General features: G+C 63.0%; 15 protein-coding genes. 6 read left to right on the top strand and 9 right to left on the bottom strand.

The features are described from left to right. The 3 genes from HPO_RS06660 to HPO_RS06670 all read right to left on the bottom strand — a co-directional run bounded on the left by HPO_RS06660 (position 1) and on the right by HPO_RS06670 (position 6,439). Positions 1-2,601 carry a penicillin-binding protein 1A gene (locus HPO_RS06660; protein WP_241767875.1) on the bottom strand — a complete coding sequence of 867 codons (2,601 nt, stop codon included), beginning with the start codon at positions 2,599-2,601 and terminating at the stop codon, positions 1-3. Between the two features lie 118 nt (positions 2,602-2,719). Further along, on the bottom strand, positions 2,720-4,624 hold the full coding sequence (locus HPO_RS06665) for a tetratricopeptide repeat protein (protein ID WP_035596024.1): 1,905 nt from the start codon (positions 4,622-4,624) through the stop codon (positions 2,720-2,722). A 135-nt stretch (positions 4,625-4,759) separates the two neighbouring features. Further along, a complete protein-coding gene (locus HPO_RS06670) occupies positions 4,760-6,439 on the bottom strand; it encodes an electron transfer flavoprotein-ubiquinone oxidoreductase (RefSeq protein ID WP_035596027.1) in 1,680 nt (559 codons plus the stop codon). Between the two features lie 145 nt (positions 6,440-6,584). Between HPO_RS06670 and HPO_RS06675 the strand changes: the two genes are divergently transcribed. Next, positions 6,585-7,328, top strand: coding sequence for a uracil-DNA glycosylase (locus tag HPO_RS06675; protein WP_084324204.1), 744 nt, complete (start codon positions 6,585-6,587; stop codon positions 7,326-7,328). Here HPO_RS06675 and HPO_RS06680 read toward each other — a convergent pair. Further along, positions 7,325-7,801, bottom strand: a complete 477-nt coding sequence (locus HPO_RS06680) for a hemerythrin domain-containing protein (RefSeq protein ID WP_035596033.1) — start codon at positions 7,799-7,801, stop codon at positions 7,325-7,327. The two genes, HPO_RS06675 and HPO_RS06680, sit on opposite strands and share 4 nt — an antisense overlap. An 86-nt stretch (positions 7,802-7,887) precedes the next feature. On the opposite strand from HPO_RS06680, the gene HPO_RS06685 reads away from it, so the two are divergent. After that, positions 7,888-8,535, top strand: coding sequence for a glycosyltransferase (locus HPO_RS06685; protein ID WP_051612380.1), 648 nt, complete (start codon positions 7,888-7,890; stop codon positions 8,533-8,535). After that, positions 8,532-8,834, top strand: coding sequence for a hypothetical protein (locus HPO_RS06690; protein WP_035596036.1), 303 nt, complete (start codon positions 8,532-8,534; stop codon positions 8,832-8,834). Before HPO_RS06685 ends, HPO_RS06690 begins: the two co-directional genes overlap by 4 nt. Here HPO_RS06690 and HPO_RS06695 read toward each other — a convergent pair. Next, complete coding sequence (locus HPO_RS06695) at positions 8,831-9,376, bottom strand: hypothetical protein (protein WP_035596039.1); 546 nt, start codon at positions 9,374-9,376, stop codon at positions 8,831-8,833. The two genes, HPO_RS06690 and HPO_RS06695, sit on opposite strands and share 4 nt — an antisense overlap. Before the next feature lie 158 nt (positions 9,377-9,534). On the opposite strand from HPO_RS06695, the gene HPO_RS06700 reads away from it, so the two are divergent. Further along, positions 9,535-10,668, top strand: a complete 1,134-nt coding sequence (locus HPO_RS06700) for a PA0069 family radical SAM protein (protein WP_035596263.1) — start codon at positions 9,535-9,537, stop codon at positions 10,666-10,668. On the opposite strand, the gene HPO_RS06705 is transcribed toward HPO_RS06700, so the two are convergent. Further along, the gene (locus HPO_RS06705) at positions 10,665-12,299 is read right to left on the bottom strand and encodes a Na/Pi cotransporter family protein (protein ID WP_051612381.1); all 1,635 of its coding nucleotides are present in this window, start codon (positions 12,297-12,299) and stop codon (positions 10,665-10,667) included. The genes HPO_RS06700 and HPO_RS06705 overlap by 4 nt on opposite strands. A 206-nt stretch (positions 12,300-12,505) precedes the next feature. Here HPO_RS06705 and HPO_RS06710 point away from each other — a divergent pair, with 206 nt between their 5' ends. Continuing rightward, complete coding sequence (locus HPO_RS06710; RefSeq protein ID WP_035596042.1) at positions 12,506-13,588, top strand: site-specific DNA-methyltransferase; 1,083 nt, start codon at positions 12,506-12,508, stop codon at positions 13,586-13,588. A 10-nt stretch (positions 13,589-13,598) separates the two neighbouring features. On the opposite strand, the gene HPO_RS06715 is transcribed toward HPO_RS06710, so the two are convergent. The 3 genes from HPO_RS06715 to HPO_RS06725 form a co-directional block, all read right to left on the bottom strand. Beyond that, positions 13,599-14,963, bottom strand: a complete 1,365-nt coding sequence (locus tag HPO_RS06715) for a vWA domain-containing protein (RefSeq protein WP_035596045.1) — start codon at positions 14,961-14,963, stop codon at positions 13,599-13,601. Between the two features lie 12 nt (positions 14,964-14,975). Beyond that, a complete protein-coding gene (locus HPO_RS06720) occupies positions 14,976-15,956 on the bottom strand; it encodes an AAA family ATPase (RefSeq protein ID WP_051612382.1) in 981 nt (326 codons plus the stop codon). A 76-nt stretch (positions 15,957-16,032) separates the two neighbouring features. Further along, positions 16,033-16,824, bottom strand: a complete 792-nt coding sequence (locus HPO_RS06725) for a TSUP family transporter (RefSeq protein ID WP_035596048.1) — start codon at positions 16,822-16,824, stop codon at positions 16,033-16,035. 91 nt (positions 16,825-16,915) lie between these two features. Between HPO_RS06725 and HPO_RS06730 the strand changes: the two genes are divergently transcribed. Beyond that, positions 16,916-19,105, top strand: a complete 2,190-nt coding sequence (locus HPO_RS06730; protein WP_035596051.1) for a primosomal protein N' — start codon at positions 16,916-16,918, stop codon at positions 19,103-19,105. The last annotated feature ends 17 nt before the right edge of the window (positions 19,106-19,122 follow it).

The following is a 19,122-nucleotide window of genomic DNA, read 5'->3' on the forward strand; positions in this document are numbered from 1 at the left end:
TCAGAAGACGTCGCCGAGATCGGCGTCGGCCGTGTCGTCCTCGAGGGGGGAGACCGGGTCTCTCGACGGGCCGCAGGAGCCGGAGATCGACAGGCAATCGTCGGCGCCGTTGAAGGCTGTCAGGCCTGGCTCGGTGCCGGGGCGGAAGGCTTCGTCGATGACCACTGCCGTGCCGGGCGTTGCCAGGGCGCCGGTGCGCGCATCGATCTTCACAAGGCGGACGCCGGGCGGGATACGGAACGGTGTAGGCGGTTCCTTCTCCAGCGCTTTCTCCATGAAATCTGTGAAGATTGGTACGGCGACGGAGCCACCCGCTTCGCCTTCGCCGAGCGAGCGGTTGTCATCAAAGCCGATGCGGATACCGACAACGAGATCCGGGGAGAAGCCGACGAAAATGGCGTCCCGATAGTCATCCGTGGTGCCTGTCTTGCCGGCGAGCGGCTTGCCAACGCGCAGGGCCCGGCGGGCAGTACCGCGCTCAACCACGCCTTCGAGCATATGGGTGACCTGGTAGGCCACGATGGGATCGAGCACCTGCTGGCGCGTGTCGGGCAGGGCAGGCGGCTCGCCACCATTCCAGTCGTCCACATTGCAACCTTCGCAGGCGCGTGTGTCATGCCTGTAGAGGGTGCGGCCATAACGGTCCTGCACACGGTCCAGCAGGGTTGGCGTGACGAGGCGCCCGCCATTGACGAAGGCGGCGTAGCCCCGTGTCAAATCGAGCATCGTTGTGTCGCCTGCGCCCAGCGACATGGCGGCGTAGGGCGGCAGTTTCTGATAGACGCCGAGGCGTTCGGAAAGGTCGGACACGGCGGGCATGCCAATATCCTGCGCAACACGGGCGGTGACCATGTTGAGCGACTTCTCGAGTGCCACGCGCATCGTCACCATGCCGGAGGACTGCCCGGCGGTGTAGTTCTTCGGGGTCCAGTATTTCTGGGTCGACACATCGAACGAGACGAAAGGTGCGTCCAGCATACGGCTGGCGGGGGTGTAGCCTTTCTCCAGCGCAGCGGCGTAGACGAAGGGTTTGAAGCTGGAGCCCGGCTGGCGCTTTGCCTGGGTGACGCGGTTGAAGCTGGATTTGAAGAAGGAATAGCCCCCCTGCATTGCCAGGATGCGGCCCGTATGCGGGTCCAGCGCGACGAGAGAGCCGTCAACTTCGGGTACCTGGCGCAGCGTGGCATTGCCGACGGGCACCATGACAGGCTGCGGCGGTGCGGCTTCGTCCGAAGCTTCGCCGCCTTCCCCTTCAGCAGTTTCTTCGGCCACAGCCGTTGCGCCGTCCTTGGACGCTTCGCGCTTGAATTCCGCGAGGATGACATAGCCTGCCTGAAGGCCAGGTTTGCCCTCCGCGGGTTTATAGGTGGCGGCCCATTTCACTTCTTCGGCGGGCATCTTGATCTTGGCGCCATCGGTCAACAACAGCTCCGCACCATTGGCCGAAACGGATGTGACCAGCGCAGCTTCCCAGGCGCCGTAGCCGCCGGGCAGTTCGACTTCCTTGAGCGCCGCTGCGGCGCTTTCATCGACCGGCAGGGTGGCCAGCGGCCCACGCCAGCCATGGCGGCGGTCATAGGCAACCAAGCCGTTCTGAAGCGCCTGCTGGGCAGCGAGCTGCAGGCGGGTATCGATGGTCGTACGGATCGAAAGGCCGCCCTGCTCCAGCGTATCCTCGCCATAGGTCTTGATCAGTTCACGGCGCAGTTCCTGAACGAAATAGGTGGCGGCTGCATATTCCGGCCCGCGCAGGCGGCGGGTGGTGGTCAGCGGACGCTCGCGCGCCTCGTTGGCCTCTTCCCGTGTGATGTAGCCATCCTCGACCATGCGGCCGAGCACATAGTTGCGGCGCTCCAACAGGCGGTCCGGGTTGGTGTAGGGATTCACGGCAGATGGTGCCTTGGCCAGTGAGGCCAGGATGGCTGCCTCTGAAAGGTCGAGTTCCGGCAGGGACTTGTTGAAGTAGTTCAGCGCGGCAGAGGCGACGCCATAGGACTGACCGCCCAGATAGATTTCGTTGAGATAGAGTTCGAGGATCTGCTCCTTCGTGAACTCCTTCTCCATGCGCTGGGCGACGATGGCTTCCTTGGCCTTGCGCTCGATATTCTGGTCGCGCGTCAGCAGCATGTTCTTGGCGACCTGCTGAGTGATGGTCGAGCCACCCTGCATCCCGCCCGAACCGCTGATCTTGTTCTTGGCTGTATTGATGCCGCCCCGGGCGATGCCGGCATAGTCGAGGCCATCATGGGTGAAGAAGTTCTTGTCTTCGGCGGCGACGAAAGCCTGGATCACATGCTCGGGAATCGATTCGTAGGGCACGAACACACGGTGCTGGCTGGCAAATTCGGCAATCAGCGCGCCATCGCCGCCGTGAACACGCGAGGTAATCGGCGGTTCATATTGCTTCAGCTTGGCAATCGAGGGCACGTCCCGGCCCAGCGCCGCAAAATACACCCAGACCACAATGATGCCGATAACCCCCAGCACCAGGCCGAGAATGACCAGGCGGCGGAGCCATTTCCAGAGGCCGGCATATTTGCCGGGTTCGCGGTAAGGATCAGGCTTCCGCGAGGGTTGGAAGGTTGGGGGGGCATCTGTCATTTGCAAACCTTGCGGCGAATCGTGGACCTGCGGCCACAGTCTACTCTACGTGCGAGCGAGGTCGCACGCATTTCCGGCTATACTAAGGCGCGCCGGTGGCGGGCAAAAGGGGCCGGTGTCAGATGTCGCGGCGGTTGATCTCGCCATCATCGATGCGGATCTCCGGCAGCGGCTTCTTCTGGGGAGCCGGTGTCGTCAGCCCATCGGCCAGCTTCTGGGCGATCGCATCCCGCTCGAGCTGGGGCGGATGATTGTCCAGCGCGGCTTGCCAGGCAGCACGCGCCTCATCCTGTTTGCCCTGATGCCAGTAGATGTCGCCCAGATGGTCTTCGATTTCCCAATGCCGGTGGGGCAAAAGGTCTTCCCGCGAGCCTTCGATCAGGCGTTGGGCCCGGTCGAGGTCGCCATACTGGTACAGCGCCCAGCCAAACGAATCGGCGATGTAGGGATCGCTGTCGGCCAGCAGCATGGCGCGGGCCAGAACCTTGTAGCCCTCATCCGTACGGTCTGTCCGTGTGACGAGGAAATAGCCGAGGGAATTCAGCGTGTAAGGATCATTCGGGCGGGCAAGCCGCTCGCTGCGCAGGATCACCAGCGCGTCATTGACGCGGCCTTCGCGGCCGAGCAGGTCTGCCAGCGTCATCCGGCGCTCATGCGTATCATCCAGCCGGCGCGCCTCTTCGGCATGGCTGACGGCCTGCGGGATTTCCCCGAAATGGTTGTAGAGCGAGCTCGCAAGCCCGTTGGCTGCGGCCAGTTCAGCCGGATTGACCGCCAGCTGCATCAGCTCGGGAAGCAGCTTCATCGCTTTCTCGCGGTCGTTCAGCAGGGCACTGAGCTGCAGCGCGCCATAGAGGGTCTGCAGCTTCTGATCGTCATTGGAAAGGCTCAGCGCCTTGGAAATCGCGGCGCGCGCTTCTGCCTCATGATCAGACATGATCAGCGCTTGGGCCGCCGAGATTTGCAGGGCAGGGGTCGTTTCCGGCGCGGCCAGCGCAACATGGGCCGCGCCGTCAAACAGGGCCTGCTCATAGAGAGCATCGACCACGCCGCTGCGGACAGCTTCATTGGAAGGGTCAATCACCAGAGTGACCAGATCAAAACCGGCGCGTTCAGTGTCCAAGCCGCCAAGGTCGCGGCCGGCCAGCGCGGCGGTGATGTAGCGCTGCTGCTGTAGCGCGGTGGCAACATCCGAGAGGGACTGCGAAAAGCCGGTCACGAAGGTGAGCGGCTGATTGTCGAGGTTCTTGCCGGTTTCCAGGCTTTCTATGGCGGCGGCATAGCTGGTGGCCTGTTCAGGCTGCGCGGCAGCAAGCTGTTCGTAAACGGCCTTGGCCTCATCAATGCGCCCCAGCCGCTGCAACAGCAGCGCATGGCGCACGACGACCGTGCTGACATGCTGGAAAACGATGCTGCGCGGATCGAACTCATGCTCGGGGGCTTCGATCCGGGAGGGGGTGAGGGCTTCATAGACGGCGAGGGCTTCGTCTGTGCGCCCGGCTGCTTCCAGCAGCGCGGCCAGCGACAGGTCTGCCGTGATGCCGGGCATGCTGCCCGCCACATCGCGGTGGCGCTCGATGGCGGCGGCGCCATTGCCCTCCAGCGCAATCAGCCAGGCATCCAGCCACAGATAAAAGCCGGGCAGGTCCGCCTCGGCTTCCGGATCGCCCGTAATGCCGAGATAGCTTCGGGCGCCGGTAAAGTCGCCATCTGCGGCGCGGTCCAGCGCGAGATAGGCATTGGCGAAATTGTCCACCTCCCGCTCGTCCTGAGGCATGGCCGCCAGCAGCGTCAGCAGGCCCGCAGTGTCGCCTGCACCGATCGCGTCTTCAGCGCTGGCATATACAGCGCCCGGGATGGCCGTTGCTTGCGCGGCAGGTGAAAGCCGGGCGGACGCGGACGTGTCAGCGGCCGCTTCATCCTGCTGCGGTTGCGCCAGTTGCGGGATGGTGGCGCAGGCGGCTGGGGACAGGGCCAGCAGAACGGCAAGGATACCGGCCGGGACGCGGGAGGCTTCGAGCATGGGGATTCGCTCACTCCTGAATGGGAACGCTCAATCAAGCAGTCCCTTGGGGCAAGAGCAAGGCGGGCGCAACTCTAATGACGGTAAGGTGACTGCGCCGCCCCGAATGAAGGCGGCGCAGCGGAATTCTTCAGATCAGGTGTTGGAATAGGCGGGGCCACCGCCACCTTCCGGAACCGTCCAGTTGATGTTCAGGTTGGGATCCTTGATGTCGCAGGTTTTGCAGTGGATGCAGTTCTGCGAGTTGATCTGGAAGCGCATCGCGCCGCCGTCTTCCTTCACCCATTCATAAACACCGGCCGGGCAGTAACGCGCCGAAGGGCCTGCATAAACGTCGTATTCGGACGATTTCTGCAGGGCGAGGTCAGCCACTTTCAGGTGAACCGGCTGATCTTCCTCATGATAGGTGTTGGTGAAGGACACGTTGGTCAGTTTGTCGAAGCTGAGCACGCCGTCCGGACGCGGATACTCTATCGGCTTGAAGTTCTTCGCCGGTTTCAGCGAAGCCGCATCGGTCTTGCCGTGGCTGAGCGTGCCGAAGAAGGAGAAGCCGAACAGGCTGTTGACCCACATGTCCAACCCGCCCATCGGGATGCCGAGCGCGGTGCCGAGTTTCGACCAGAGCGGCTTCACGTTCCGGACGGTCTTGAGCTCCTTGTAAACCGAGGAGCCGGCATAAGCCTCTTCGTAATTGTCGAGCGTGTCGCCCGCGCGGCCTTCACGGATGGCTTCGAAGGCGGCTTCGGCGCCCATCATGCCGGTGAGGATGGCGTTGTGGCTGCCCTTGATGCGCGGCACGTTGACGAAACCGGCGCCGCAGCCGATCAGCGCCCCGCCGGGGAAGGCGAGCTTGGGAACCGACTGGAAGCCACCCTCGGTGATCGCGCGCGCGCCATAGGCCACGCGCTTGCCGCCTTTGAGGAAGTGCGAGACCGACTCGTGGTGCTTGAAGCGCTGGAACTCGTCATAGGGCGAAATGTAAGGGTTGGCGTAGTTCAGGTGAACCACGAAGCCGACCGTGATGAACGGCTCGCCATTGTCGCGGAAGTGGTAGAGGAAGCTGCCACCGCCGGTCTTGTTGTCGAGCGGCCAGCCCATCGTGTGCTGGACATAGCCTTCCTTGAAATTCTCTTCCGGAACAGACCAGACCTCTTTGAGGCCGATGCCGTATTTCTGCGGGTCGCGGCCTTCATCCAGATTGAACTTCCGGATCAGCTGCTTGGTCAGCGAGCCGCGGGCGCCTTCGGCGAAGAGGACATATTTGCCGAGCAGTTCCATGCCGGGCTGGTAGTCGTCCTTCGGCTGGCCGTCTGCGCCAATGCCCATGACGCCGGCGACGATGCCTTTGACGGCGCCTTTGTCGTCAAACACGAGCTCGGAGGCGGCAAAGCCGGGGAATACTTCCACACCCAGCTTTTCAGCCTCTGCGCCGAGCCAGCGGGTGACGTTGGCCAGCGAACCGGTGAAGTTGCCGTGGTTCTTCATGAAGGGGGGCATCGGCAGCCACGAGATGTCGGCGCTGCCGCTGGGGCCGAGGAAGATGAACTTGTCATCCGTCACTTCGCTTTTCAGCGGGCGGTCATCGCGGGTCCGCCAATCGGGAATCAGCTGATCGAGGCCAACCGGGTCCATGACCACGCCCGACAGGATATGCGCGCCGATCTCGCCGCCTTTTTCGATAACGACCACGGAAAGGTCTTCACCGGCTTCATTCGCGAGCTGTTTGAACCGGATCGCAGCGGACAGGCCTGCCGGGCCGCCACCAACGATAACCAGGTCGAACTCCATCGACTCGCGCTCAGGGGTCTCCGCCATAAGCTGCTCCTTGTTTGCGCTTTGCGCTTTATATCTGTATCCGGGGTAGCACTTACAGCCTGTTTCCCGAAGGTCCAGCCTGTCCGCAATGTCATCCCCTGCGTCAAGAGCGCCAATTACTGCACTCACTGAATGGTGGGCCGCAATGGGCGTTGCTGTCGACGAGCCTTTGGTGGAGGCTCTGCTAGCTGCGGCCCCTGCCGTTGCGGAAACCCCTGCGGCTGTCCAGCAGGCCGAAGTGCCGGTGGTGCGCCGCCGCGGCGCCCGCAGTGTTACCGACTGGATTCGGGAGGCTGAGCGTCTGGCCGCAGAGTGCGCCACCATCGATGATCTGGCCCGCGCGGTCGGTGATTTTGGCGGCAGCCCGCTCAAGGCAACCTGCGAGAATACGGTGGTTTATGATGGTACCCCCGGCGCCAGCCTGATGGTGATCGGGGAGGGGCCGGGCGCGGAAGAGGACCGCAGGGCCAAGCCTTTCGTGGGAAAGGCAGGCCAGCTGCTGGACAAGATGCTGGCCGCGATCGGCCGCCGCCGCACGGAAAATGCGCTGATTTCCAACGTCAATTACTGGCGCCCGCCGGGCAACCGGAACCCGGAACTGGATGAACTGGCCGTCTGCCGGCCCTTTGTGGACCGGATGATCGAGATTACCCGCCCGAAGCTGATCGTTGCCGCAGGCGGCGTTCCCGCCGTCTCCCTGCTGAACAGCCGGGACGGAATCATGAAGCTGCGGGGCAATGAATACACCTACCGTACGCCTGGCGGTTACATCGCGGCGCTGATCCCAATGCTGCACCCGGCCTATCTGCTGCGCCGCCCGCAGGACAAGAGCCGCGCCTGGCGCGACCTGCTGTTGATTGAAAAGCGGCTGCGGGAGCTGGAAGCCTAGTCCTCCAGCGCCTCTTCGGCTTTCTTGTCCACCAGCTTGCGTTCCTGCTTTTTCCTCCGGACGAATTCTGCGGCGATCTCACCGCTCTTGTCGGGGCCGATCACATCCTTTGCCACCGGGAAGATGTCTTCTTCCTCCTCGTCGATATGGTGCTCGTAGCGATCTTTCAGCGTCTTGAAACGCGTCAGCCAGCCCGGGGAGCTCATATCCATTTCGTTGAGCTCCTGGAGGATCTCGTCCAGCTCGTGATGCTCGGCCACCGAATGGCGGCCTTCGGGCTGGCCGTCAGATTTGGCGATCAGCCCGCTGTAGAAGCTTACTTCCTCAGCGGCCGCGTGGGCGCCGACGTCGTAATAAAAGGTCTGCCAGAGCGCGCGCCGCTCTTCCGAATCACCGCTGGTTTCCTCCAGCTGCGCCAGCAGTTTACGATGTTTGTCATGATCAGACTTCAGCTCTTCATAGATCGTCGCCATCTGGGGTCTCCTTGACTAAACTGCCGAATGAACGCCTCAGCTGGCCCTTGCGTTCCGCTCCTTTCAAAATCTCACCGGAAACCCTGATGCCTGCGCCGCTCTCCATCATCATTCCGGCTCTGGACGCGGCAGCAGATCTGCCGCTTTGCCTGGAAAGCCTGATGCCCGGCCTCGAAGCAGCGCTGATCCGTGAGGTGATCGTTGTGGATCAGGGCTCGACTGACGCCACGGTGAAGATCGGCGAGGCCACCGGCGCCCGCGTGATCATCGCAAAAGATCAGCCGATCCGGGCGGGCGTGGCAGAGGCGCGCGGCGACTGGCTGCTGATCCTGCCGGCCACCGCCGCCCTGTCGCGGGAGTGGACCGAGCGCGCCGGCGACCATATCGACACCCGCCCCGGCAAAGCGGCCTTCTTTGAACTCCGCTACAGATCAGACGACCGCCGTGCCCGGGCCTTGGAAAAGGACGCTGCCCGCTATTCGGAAAAGCTGGGCCAGCCTTTGCCGGAGCAGGGGCTGCTGCTCTCCCGAGATTTGTATGAGGAACTATCCGGCGGAAGCGCCGTCGACATCTCCGGCCTTGTCCGCGGGCTGGGCAGGGAACGGCTCATCCAGCTTAGCGCCCAGGCGCGTGTTTCCGCCGCAGACCTGGAAAAGTCTGGCTGGAAGCGCCCCCGGCCATCGGGCGGTGGTTATTGGCGCACCCTGTTTGCGGCGAAAGGAAAAGGCCGATGAGCGACCCGGAAAAATCCATCGAGCTGTTTCGTCAGGATGGGGAGGAATTCCGCTCCGTTCGCGCTTCGCTCCGGAACGGCGAATTCGTGATCGATACGCAGGATATGGGCAAAAGCGTCGAAGAATTCTGGGGCGACAGCGACTATGAGTTCTGGACGATTGTGCCGAAGGAAGCCTGGGGTCAGCTTCTGATGGCGCTGTCCATCGAATTCCTTGCCAATGATCCCAAGGCCACTGACCGGCTGCGCGACATCTGCCTCACCCATGGCGTGCCACATAAATGGGATCGCTGGATCTAGCGCGCCTCTGCCCACCAGGCATCGCTGGCAAAGTCTTCTGCATGGCGCGTGCGCAGGTATTCGGCGAAGGCATCAATATCCGTCACGCGGCAGGAATAGCTGCCTTCTTTCTCCAGGCCATAGCGGATAAGCTGCGAGGAACTCGCCTGGCTACAATCGGGCACGGCAACTTCATACTCCCGCACGCCAAGATCGATATCCTTGAGCTTGCGGGCCACCACATAGCCCCACGCCTCCTGATCGCCCTCACCGGACAGATCGGCCTCGCCCAGCCATATCGTCTCACCGCCCGCCTTCATCAGGGGGCGGAAGCGCACGGCAATCGGCTTTTCGTCCGCGCCATCCTCAGGATTGGGCAGGATCAGATAAACATCTTCCTGAAGCGTTGTCTGATGGCAGGGTTCACTCGCATCGAGGCAAAAGGTCAAAGGCCCGTCATGGATGTGGACCCCTTCGCCGATCAGCGGCTTGTCTGAAAGGAAACAGCCCGCGAGCAGCACGGCGGCGCAGCCGGCGGCGAAGACCCTGAATATGCTGAGCATGAAAGGCGTGTCCGTGTTTGCAGGCGCAGTATCAGCCTCTATTCCGGCAAAACAAAGGCTTCTCCGGATGAGGGGCCTATCTATCCGGCGGCAAATCCCACAGGAAGTGATCTCACAAGTTCTTGATTTGTTCTTTTTTCTCTGGCTTTGTGGCCGGTATGCGTACGGGACAGAAACTGAAGAAATCAGGACGGGTCACGCTTCTCGACACACACGGCGTGGCAGAGCGTTTCGAGCATCGGGGGCGTGGCGCCATCTCGAATCAGACCGGACGGTATGAACGGGAAACGCGCCACGCCTTTGACGATGGCTGGGACACGATAGAGGACGGGGCAGAGCGGCTGGACACGCAGGTGTTCGACGAGGTGGCCCGCTCCATCATTACCTTCAACAAGTCGCCGGACATTTCGTTTGACCGGACGGTGAACCCCTATCGGGGCTGCGAGCATGGCTGCATCTATTGCTTTGCGCGGCCCACCCATGCCTGGTCCGGGCTCTCGGCTGGACTGGACTTTGAAAGCAAACTGTTCCGCAAGACGAATGCGGTGGACCTGCTGGTGCGGGAGCTTTCCCGCCCCGGCTATGTTGTGCGCCCCATTGCGCTGGGCATGAATACCGATGCCTACCAGCCGATCGAGCGTGAGCAGGGCCTTACCCGGCAGCTTCTGGAGATCCTTTCGGCGCACAATCACCCCGTCAGTCTCCTGACTAAATCGGCCCTGATCCAGCGCGACATCGATATTCTGGCACCGATGGCGGAGAAGGGGCTGACACGGGTGGGGGTGTCGATCACCACGATGGACCGGAAACTCGCCCGCAAGATGGAGCCGCGCGCCGCCACGCCGGAGCGACGCCTGGAAACGGTGAAGGCCCTCTCCGAGGCGGGCATTCCGGTGGCTGTGATGACGGCGCCGATCATTCCCGGCCTCAATGATCACGAGATCGAAACCCTGATCCAGGCTGCCGCCGATCACGGCGCGCGGGGTGTGGGATATGTCGTGCTGAGGCTGCCTTTCGAGATCAAGGATCTCTTCCATGAATGGCTGGCCCAGCATGCGCCCGACCGGGCCGCGCGCGTTATCAATACGCTGCGGGAGATGCGCGGTGGCAAGGATTATGACGCCAAATGGTTCGAGCGCGGCTCGGGGCGTGGCCCGGTGGCAGAATTGATCCGTAACCGGTTTGTCCGCGCTGCGTCCCGGCTGGGGCTCAACCAGCCAAGGCCGCCCTTGCGAACCGATCTTTTCCGTCCGCCCGGCGCGCCTTCCAGCCAGCTCAGCCTGGATTTCTAGGTTTCCTCAGGTGGCGCGGTCTCCACCCGGCCGGAAGCAACCGGCGCCCAGGGGCAGAGGCGCCGCTCCGCCTTGAGCGCGGCTTCCGCCACGCGCCGCATGCGCCGCGCCCGCAGGAGCGCCGCTTCCATCGCATCGACACTGATGCGCCCAGCGGCAGCACTGGCCAGAAGGTTTTTCTTGATGCCCTCATACGCTTCATCGACTTCATCCATTTCTGTGTCGAATTCAGTCTTGAAGGCGTCAGGGTCCCCTGCCGTTGTTTCCAGTGTGGCCAGGACGCCGGCTCTCAGCCGGTCCCAGGCTGGTCCGCTCGTGAGGGCTTCGGGCGGCTGCGCCCCTTCAGAAATTGCGGCGCCCTCGGCCACGGTTTCCTCGACATGGTGGATGGAGCGGATCAGGTCCGGCAGGGCGGTGACGACATCGGAAGGCAGGGGTTGGCGGCTGAGATCGGCGATAAAGTCCCGGATGGATTGGCCAAGCGCCAGGATGCCTGCGTCGCCATTTCCGTTGAAGGGTTTTTTCGTTGCCGGAGACAGGCGGGCTTCGGTACTCGCGAAGGCGAGCGTCATCATCCGCTGGATTTCCAACACCAGGCCGCGCAGAGCGAGTGCGGGCACTGCGGCCAGCGTCGGGTCGAGATGCGCCGGGCGCCCGATGCTTTCCTCCGGGGCGACATATCGGTGCTGCAACCAATCAACGAGACGCCCGGCGAAGGGCCAGATAAGCACCACGCCCAGCACGTTCAGCAGGGTGTTGAAGATCGCCAGCGTCAGCGGCTCATCCTTGCTGTCCACCAGAAGAAGATCGGCGAGCCAATGGCTGGCGGCAACCAGGGGGTAGAGCAGCAGGAAGGCGGCGACGCCAGAATAGATGTTGAACACGATATGAGAGAGGGCAACGCGCTTGGCCGCCGGGGTGGCGCCTGCCGAGGCAAAGATGGCAGTGGAGGTCGTGCCGATATTGGCGCCGATGATGCCGGCGGCGGCCAGTTCCAGCGGCAACCCGCCCCCGGCTGTGGCCGTCAGGATGATGGCAATCGCCGCGCTTGAAGATTGGGCGAGCGCGGCCAGCACCATTCCGAACACAAGAAAAGCGAAAGGTGCAAAAAACCCCGCTTGCGACAGATCAAGCGTCTCGAACCAGGGCAGCAGCGTCTCGAAGGCGCCTTTCAGAATGCTGATGCCCAGGAAGAAAAGACCAAACCCGGCCAGTGCCTGGCCGGTTCCGGAAACACGCGGGCGTTTCGTGCCCAGCATCTGCGCCAGCACCCCGAAGCCGATGATCGGCAGGGCAAAGGCGCCGATGTCGAGTTTCAGCCCCACCAGCGCCACCAGCCAGGCGGTCATCGTGGTGCCGATATTGCCGCCGAAGATCACCCACACGGCATGGCGAAGCGTCAGCAGCCCGGCATTCACGAACCCGATGGTGGCGACGGTCACCGCGCTGGAAGACTGGACGAGGCCTGTCAGCAGCGCGCCGGAGATGAGACCGCGGGCCGGTGTGCGCGTCCAGTTCCGCAGGATGGCGCGCAGGCCGTCTCCGGCGGCCAGCTTCAGCCCTTCTGTCAGCATCGACATGCCCAGCAGGAACAGGCCAATTCCGCCAAGCAGTTCCAGCGCCAGCATCATCGCAAATCCACTCCTCGCGCGCCGCCGGTGACACGCTTCTGTAACCACTGACCTAATGACGAATGCGGCAGCGGGGCAAGGGACCCCGCATTAACCCACAAAAGGCAGTTGGTAACTTTCCGGAAGGTTTTCGTACACGCGCTGGTAACCGACGCGATTCAGGGTCGCCTGTAACAGTCACAGTAGAGTCGCGGGGCGAACGATCCATGACCATCCAGCGTAACACGATCATCCAGGGCGATTGCATCGAGGTCCTGTCCCGCATTCCGGACAAGTCCGTCGATCTCGTCTTCGCTGATCCGCCCTATAACCTCCAGCTTGGGGGCGGGCTGACCCGTCCGGACCAGTCCGTGGTCGACGGTGTGGATGATGAATGGGACAAGTTCGCCAGCTTTGACGACTATGATCTGTTTACCCATCAATGGCTGGAAGAATGCCGCCGTGTCCTGAAGGACGATGGCGCCATCTGGGTTATCGGCTCCTACCACAACATCTTCCGTGTCGGGACGGTGCTTCAGGATCAGGGCTTCTGGATCCAGAATGACGTGATCTGGTTGAAATCCAATCCGATGCCGAACTTCAAGGGCACCCGCTTCCAAAACGCCCATGAAACGCTGATCTGGGCCGGCAAGTCCAAGGACAGCCGCGTCACCTTCAATTATGACGCGCTGAAAACTTTCAATGAAGACAAGCAGATGCGCTCTGACTGGACGATCCCGCTCTGCACGGGCGGCGAGCGCCTGAAGGATGAGGCCGGCCGCAAGGCGCACCCGACGCAGAAGCCGGAATCGCTGCTGCACCGCGTGCTGCTGGCCACCTCCAATCCGGGCGATCTCATCCTCGACCCTTTCTCCGGCACGGGCACCACAGCGGCTGCCGCCAAGCGCCTTGGCCGGGATTTCATCGGTATCGAGAGGGAAGAAAGCTATGCCCGCCTCTCCCGCGCCCGCATCAAGGCGATCACGCCGCTGGAAGGGGAAGTGCTGGAAACCGAGCGCAGCAAGAAATCCCTCGCCCGCGTGCCCTTCGGCGCGTTGATCGAGACCGGTTGGCTGAAACCCGGCGACCGTCTCTTCTCGCCCCAGCGCCGCCACCAGGCGCGCATTCGTGTTGACGGCTCGCTGACCACCGGCGCCATCACCGGCTCCATCCACCGCCTCGGCGCGCAGGTGCAGCAGGCGCCCGCCTGCAATGGCTGGACTTACTGGCATTACGAAACCGAGAAGCGCGACCTGGCGCCGATCGACCTTCTGCGCCGGCGTTACCGCGAAGAGATGGGCCTCGCCTGAGGCCATCCGTTCACGAATAGCTTGTCAGGATTTCGTCAATGGCGCGCTCAAGATCCTTGAGTGTCGCCACGTGGCTCATCTGGTTGCAATAGGGCGCATAGCGCGGGATCACACTGTCGCCCGTGCCCCAGAGGGCGGGGCCTTCCGGGTTCAGCCAGATGGTCTGTTTGGCGCGGCCCGCAAAGCCGCTGAACAGGTCCAGCCGGGGATCACCATAGTTTGAGCGGCCGTCGCCGAGCACGATGATGGTTGTGCGCCGGTCGATCACGGTTTCATGGTCTGTCTTGAAGTCAGACCAGGCCTGACCATAGCTGGTTGAGCCGAGGCCGAACTCCCGCAGGATTTTCTTCATCGCGCCGTCAAATTCATTCTCTTCCAGAATGTCGCTGACATCGCCCAGCCGGTAGGAGAACGCATAAGCGTGCAGGTCCGGGATCACTTCCTTGAGGGAGTAGAGCAGCAGCAGCAGGAAGCGTACATAGGCGGCCACTGATCCGGATACGTCGCAAACGGCAACGATCTTTGGGCGGTCTCTTTTCTTCTGCCGCCAGATCACATTGAACGGCACGCCGTCATAGCCGGCATTGGCGCGCATCGTGCGGCGCACGTCCAGAATGCCGCGAGACGTTTTCTTGCGGCGGCGCGAGTGCTTCACGGCCAACCGCTTGGCAATCTTCGCGATCAGCAGCTTCATCCGTGCCATGTCATGGGCTTCCAGCGCAGTGAGGCGCTTGGTGGCTGCCACATCATCGCGGAACTTTTCGGTCTCGCCCGCGCCGAACACTTCAAATGCCCGCTCGGCCCGCTCGCGCGCGGCCATGGTCAGGGCTCGGCGCGCATCGATCATGCGCTGCGCATCCGCATCAGCCTCTGCGCCAGAGCGTTGCAGCGCGTCCAGCAGACGCGCCTGCAAAGCTTCTCCGCCCATGGCCTTTACCATCTGCTGGGCGTAGTAGGCCGTCTGCGTGGAAAAGCGGATGTCGTTGAGGCCAGCGGCTTCTGCGGCGCGTTCCACGGCAGTGGCAAGCGCCTGTTCATTGCCGGGCTGGGTCAGCGCGATCATCTGCTCGGCCGCGTCGGCGGTGTCCTGCCCGCCGCTTTCGCTGTCGCCTGAGCAATCGTCGCGGTTTTCCGCCTCGCTCTGCGTGCTGCTACGCTTGTTGCTGGCGGCGAAGTAAAGATCGAACAGCTTGTCGTGTACGTCCTTTTCCGCTTCGGATTTTGCCAACACGCAGGCGAGCGAATCCTTCAGCAGGCCCCGGTCGCCATAGCCGATCATCGCCACGGTGCGCGCCGCGTCCAGCGCTTCACCGGTTGAGACCTTCACATCAGCAGATCTCAGTGCTCGGATGAAATTGGAGATCTGGCGCTCCATGCGCGCGCCACCTTATCCGAGGTCCGGATAGCCAGAAGCCGTCCGTCCGCCCGAATCGGTGCCCACCGCCTCGCGCACCATTTTGGGGATCTGCGGAGAGATCGCCGCAATGTCGCTCTCATGCTTGAGCAGCACGTTCAGCGTATCGCGCACGAATTGTTCGTCCAGGCTGCTGGAATGCAGCAGAAGCAGCGTGCGCGCCCAATCCACCGTCTCGGCAATCGAAGGCCGCTTCTTGATGTCGGCTTCGCGGACCGACTGAACAAAGCGGACGAGTTGCGAGAGCAGGGTATCGGAAATGCCATCCACCCGCGCGCGCACAATCCTCTGCTCACGGACATGATCAGGAAAGCCGATATGCAGGTGCAGGCAGCGCCGCTTTAACGCGTCGCCCAGCTCGCGGACATTATTCGACGTCAGGATCACGATGGGCGGAACCTTGGCCCGTATCGTGCCAATCTCGGGCACGGACACCTGATAATCCGACAGCACTTCCAGCAGGAAGGCTTCGAACGCCTCATCGGATTTGTCGATTTCGTCGATCAGCAGGATTGAGCCCTTGTCCTGCTGCATGGCGTTCAGCAGGGGGCGCGCCTCAAGGAATTGCGGGGAGAAGAACAGGTCTTCAAAGTCGGCCAGCTTGCCCAGCGATTTGGAGAGATTGTCGGCTTCCCCGATCAGCTCGTTCAGCTTCTCCTTGAGGATCTGCGTGTAGAGCAGCTGCTTGCCGTATTTCCATTCATACAGCGCCTTGCCTTCATCGAGGCCCTCATAGCACTGCAGGCGGATGATCGGCAGGTCGAGCCAGCGGCCAAGCGAAGCGGCAAGGTCCGTCTTGCCAACGCCCGCCGGGCCTTCGATCAGGATGGGCTTGCGCAGGCCATGGGCCAGGAAAACAGCCGTGGAAATCTGCGCGGTGGAGATATAGCCCACTTCGCCGAGCCCTGCGGTAATCGCCTCGATCGAGGTCAGCGGCTCGTAGCCGGAAGTCATGTCTTTTGCCATGCCAAAGGGGTAGGGGGCAGGGCGAAGGCTGGCAAGCGCTCACGCTAGGGTAAGGCGCCGCCCCTCAGCCGAGCAGGGAAGACGCCCACACCCGCAACGGGTTTTCTGGGTCGGACAGCAGCCGCGCGACCATCGCCAGACAGATGATCACCAGCAGCGGCCGGATCAGGCGCGGGCCAAACCGCATTGCCGCCTTCGAGCCAAGCCACCCGCCCAGCACCTGGCCCGCCGCCATTGTCAGGCCAAGCGCCCAGAGCACCTGTCCGCCCAGGGCAAACACGGCAACCGAGACGACATTGCTGGCAAGGTTCAGTGCCTTTGTATGTGCCGTTGCCCGCGTCAGGCCCATCCCCAGCAGCGTCACCAGGCTGAGCGCAAAGAACGAGCCCGTGCCAGGTCCGAAGAAACCGTCATAGAAGCCAATCCCGCCGGCAACGCTGCTGTAAGCCAGCGGTGTCATCCGGGCGTGCGCATCCTCATCGCTCGCTTTCGGCCCGAACAGGAAATAGAGCGCTATCGCCACAAGCAGGCCCGGCAGCACCACCATTAGCCAGCTGCTGTCCACCACCATCACGGCAGCCGTGCCGAGCCCCGCGCCGATGAAGGTGGCGATGAGTGGCCAAAGGATCAGGGCAAAGTTGATCCGCCCGGCTTTCCAATAGCTCCAGGTGGCCATGGCGGTGCCGAAGCTGCTCTGTACCTTGTTGGTCGCCAGCGCCGAGAACGGGTTGATGCCAGCCGCTAGCAGCGCCGGAAGCGTAATCAGCCCGCCGCCTCCCGCGATGGCGTCGATGAAGCCGGCCGCCACGGCGGCCACCACGAGAAAGGCAATCAGTTCAGGGGCAAGCTCGATCATCCGCGCGCCTTAGACTTCCTGCGCCAACTGATCCAGCTTCCCGGTGCGCAGACGGGATGACGCCCCCCGGCCAAAGCGATAAGCCGAGGGCATGGCCGTTGCCCGAATCCTCTTCACCCTGCCGCTGCCCGAACCGTTCGATTACACGGTGCCGGAAGGGATGGGGCTGGAACCAGGCGCCTATGTCGCTGCCCCGGTCGGCCCGTATGACCGGCTGGGCATGGTGGTTGAGGTGCTGGGCGATGAGGTGAGCTCCGGTCGCAAGCTCAAGCCTGTCACGGCGGTCTATGAGGCGCCGCCCATGGGCGCGCCGATGCGCGAGTTCCTGGCATGGGTCGCCCGCTACACCGTCACCCATCCGGGGCAGGTGCTTGCAATGGCGCTGCGGGCGCGGGACGGCCTTCTGCCGTCCCCGGTCGAGACCCGCTACCGGCTGACAGGGACTTTGCCCGAGCGGATGACGCCCGCGCGCCAGAAGGTGCTCGATGTTTACCGGAATTGCCCGGAAATGTCCGGAAACGACCATCTGCTGGCCGCCGCTGACATCGCCGCGGCGGCAAACGTCTCGTCCGGTGTTGTCAAAGGCATGGTTGAGGCCGGCGCGCTGGAGCCTGTGGAAATCGACAGCGACCCGCCCTTCGCGATCCCCGATCCGGATCTTCCTGGCGCCAGCCTGACGGGCGAACAGGCCACTGCGGCGGTGGAATTGCGCGCTGCTATCCAACAGGGTGGTTTCTCCGCCTTCCTGCTCGATGGGGTGACGGGATCGGGCAAGACGGAAGTGTATTTCGAGGCGATTGCCGAAACACTCCGCTCAGATCCTGAAGCGCAGATCCTTGTTTTGTTACCGGAAATTGCGCTGACGCAAGCGATCCTCGCCCGCTTTCAGGCGCGTTTTGGCGCTGCGCCCGCGCCCTGGCATTCCGGCATGAACCCCAAGGATCGCCGCCGCACCTGGCGTGAGGCTGTCCATGGCCGCGCCCGCATCGTGATCGGCGCCCGCTCGGCCCTTTTCCTGCCCTACCGCAAGCTGCGCCTCATCATCGTCGATGAGGAGCATGACACCTCCTTCAAACAGGAAGACGGCGTTACCTATCATGCCCGCGATCTGGCGGTGATGCGGGCCAAGACGGAAGGCGGGCAGGTGATTCTCGCTTCGGCCACACCTGCCTTGGAAACCGCTGTAAATGCGGAGGCCGGCCGGTATGTGCGCCTGCGCCTGTCGGCCCGGCCCGGTGCTTCTCGCCTGCCGGATATTGAGCTCGTAGACCTGCGCAAGGCCCCGCCCGAAAAGGGCAAATGGCTGTCGCCGGTGCTGGAGCGTGCGCTGATCCAGACACTCGCCAATGGCGAGCAATCCCTGCTGTTTCTCAACCGCCGTGGTTATGCCCCTCTCGTCATCTGCAAAGCCTGCGGGGAAAGGCTGAAAACACCCGGCACCGAAAATTGGCTGACGGAGCACCGCTATTCCGGCCGGCTGGTTTGCCACGTTACCGGCTATTCCATTCCGAAGCCTGCCAAATGCCCCCATTGCGGCGCAGCTGATTCGCTGATGGGCGTCGGCCCCGGTGTGGAACGGGTCGCCGAAGAGGTGCGCGTTCTGCTGCCCAACGCCCGGATCGAGATTTTTTCTTCAGATACGGCGCAGGGCGGCGATGCTGTCCGCAGCCTGGTGGAGCGGATGGAGCAGGGCGAGATCGATGTGATGATCGGCACCCAGATCGTCGCCAAGGGGCATAACTTCCCGAATCTGACGCTGGTGGGCGTGGTTGACGCCGATAGCGGCCTCAAGGGCGGCGATCTGCGCGCCGGCGAGCGTACCTATCAGCTACTGAGCCAGGTGGCGGGCCGGGCAGGGCGGGCGGAGCGTCCGGGCCGGGCACTGGTGCAGACTTACGCGCCGGATAACCCCGCCATGGAGGCGCTGGCCGCCAATGACCGGGACGGTTTCCTCCAGATCGAACAAGATGTCCGCGCCGAATTGGTGCTGCCTCCCTTCGGGCGCCTGGCCGCGATGATCCTGTCTGCGCCGTCGGCAGAACTTGTGGATAAAATCGCCCTCGAAATTGCTGCCGCTGCCCCCAATGGAGAGGGAATCGAGGTGTTCGGGCCGGCGCCGGCGCCCATCACCGTGCTGCGCGGGCGCCACAGGCGGCGGTTCCTGATCAAAAGCCCCAGAATCGTGGATCTCTCGGCATATATGACCGCCTGGACAGCGCGCCTGAAACTTCCGGCGCAGGTTCGGATTTCGGTCGATATCGACCCTTATTCTTTTCTCTGAAGCGCCTTTCCCTGCGG

The organism is Hyphomonas polymorpha PS728, assembly GCF_000685315.1.
Classification (GTDB): Bacteria; Pseudomonadota; Alphaproteobacteria; order Caulobacterales; family Hyphomonadaceae; genus Hyphomonas; species Hyphomonas polymorpha.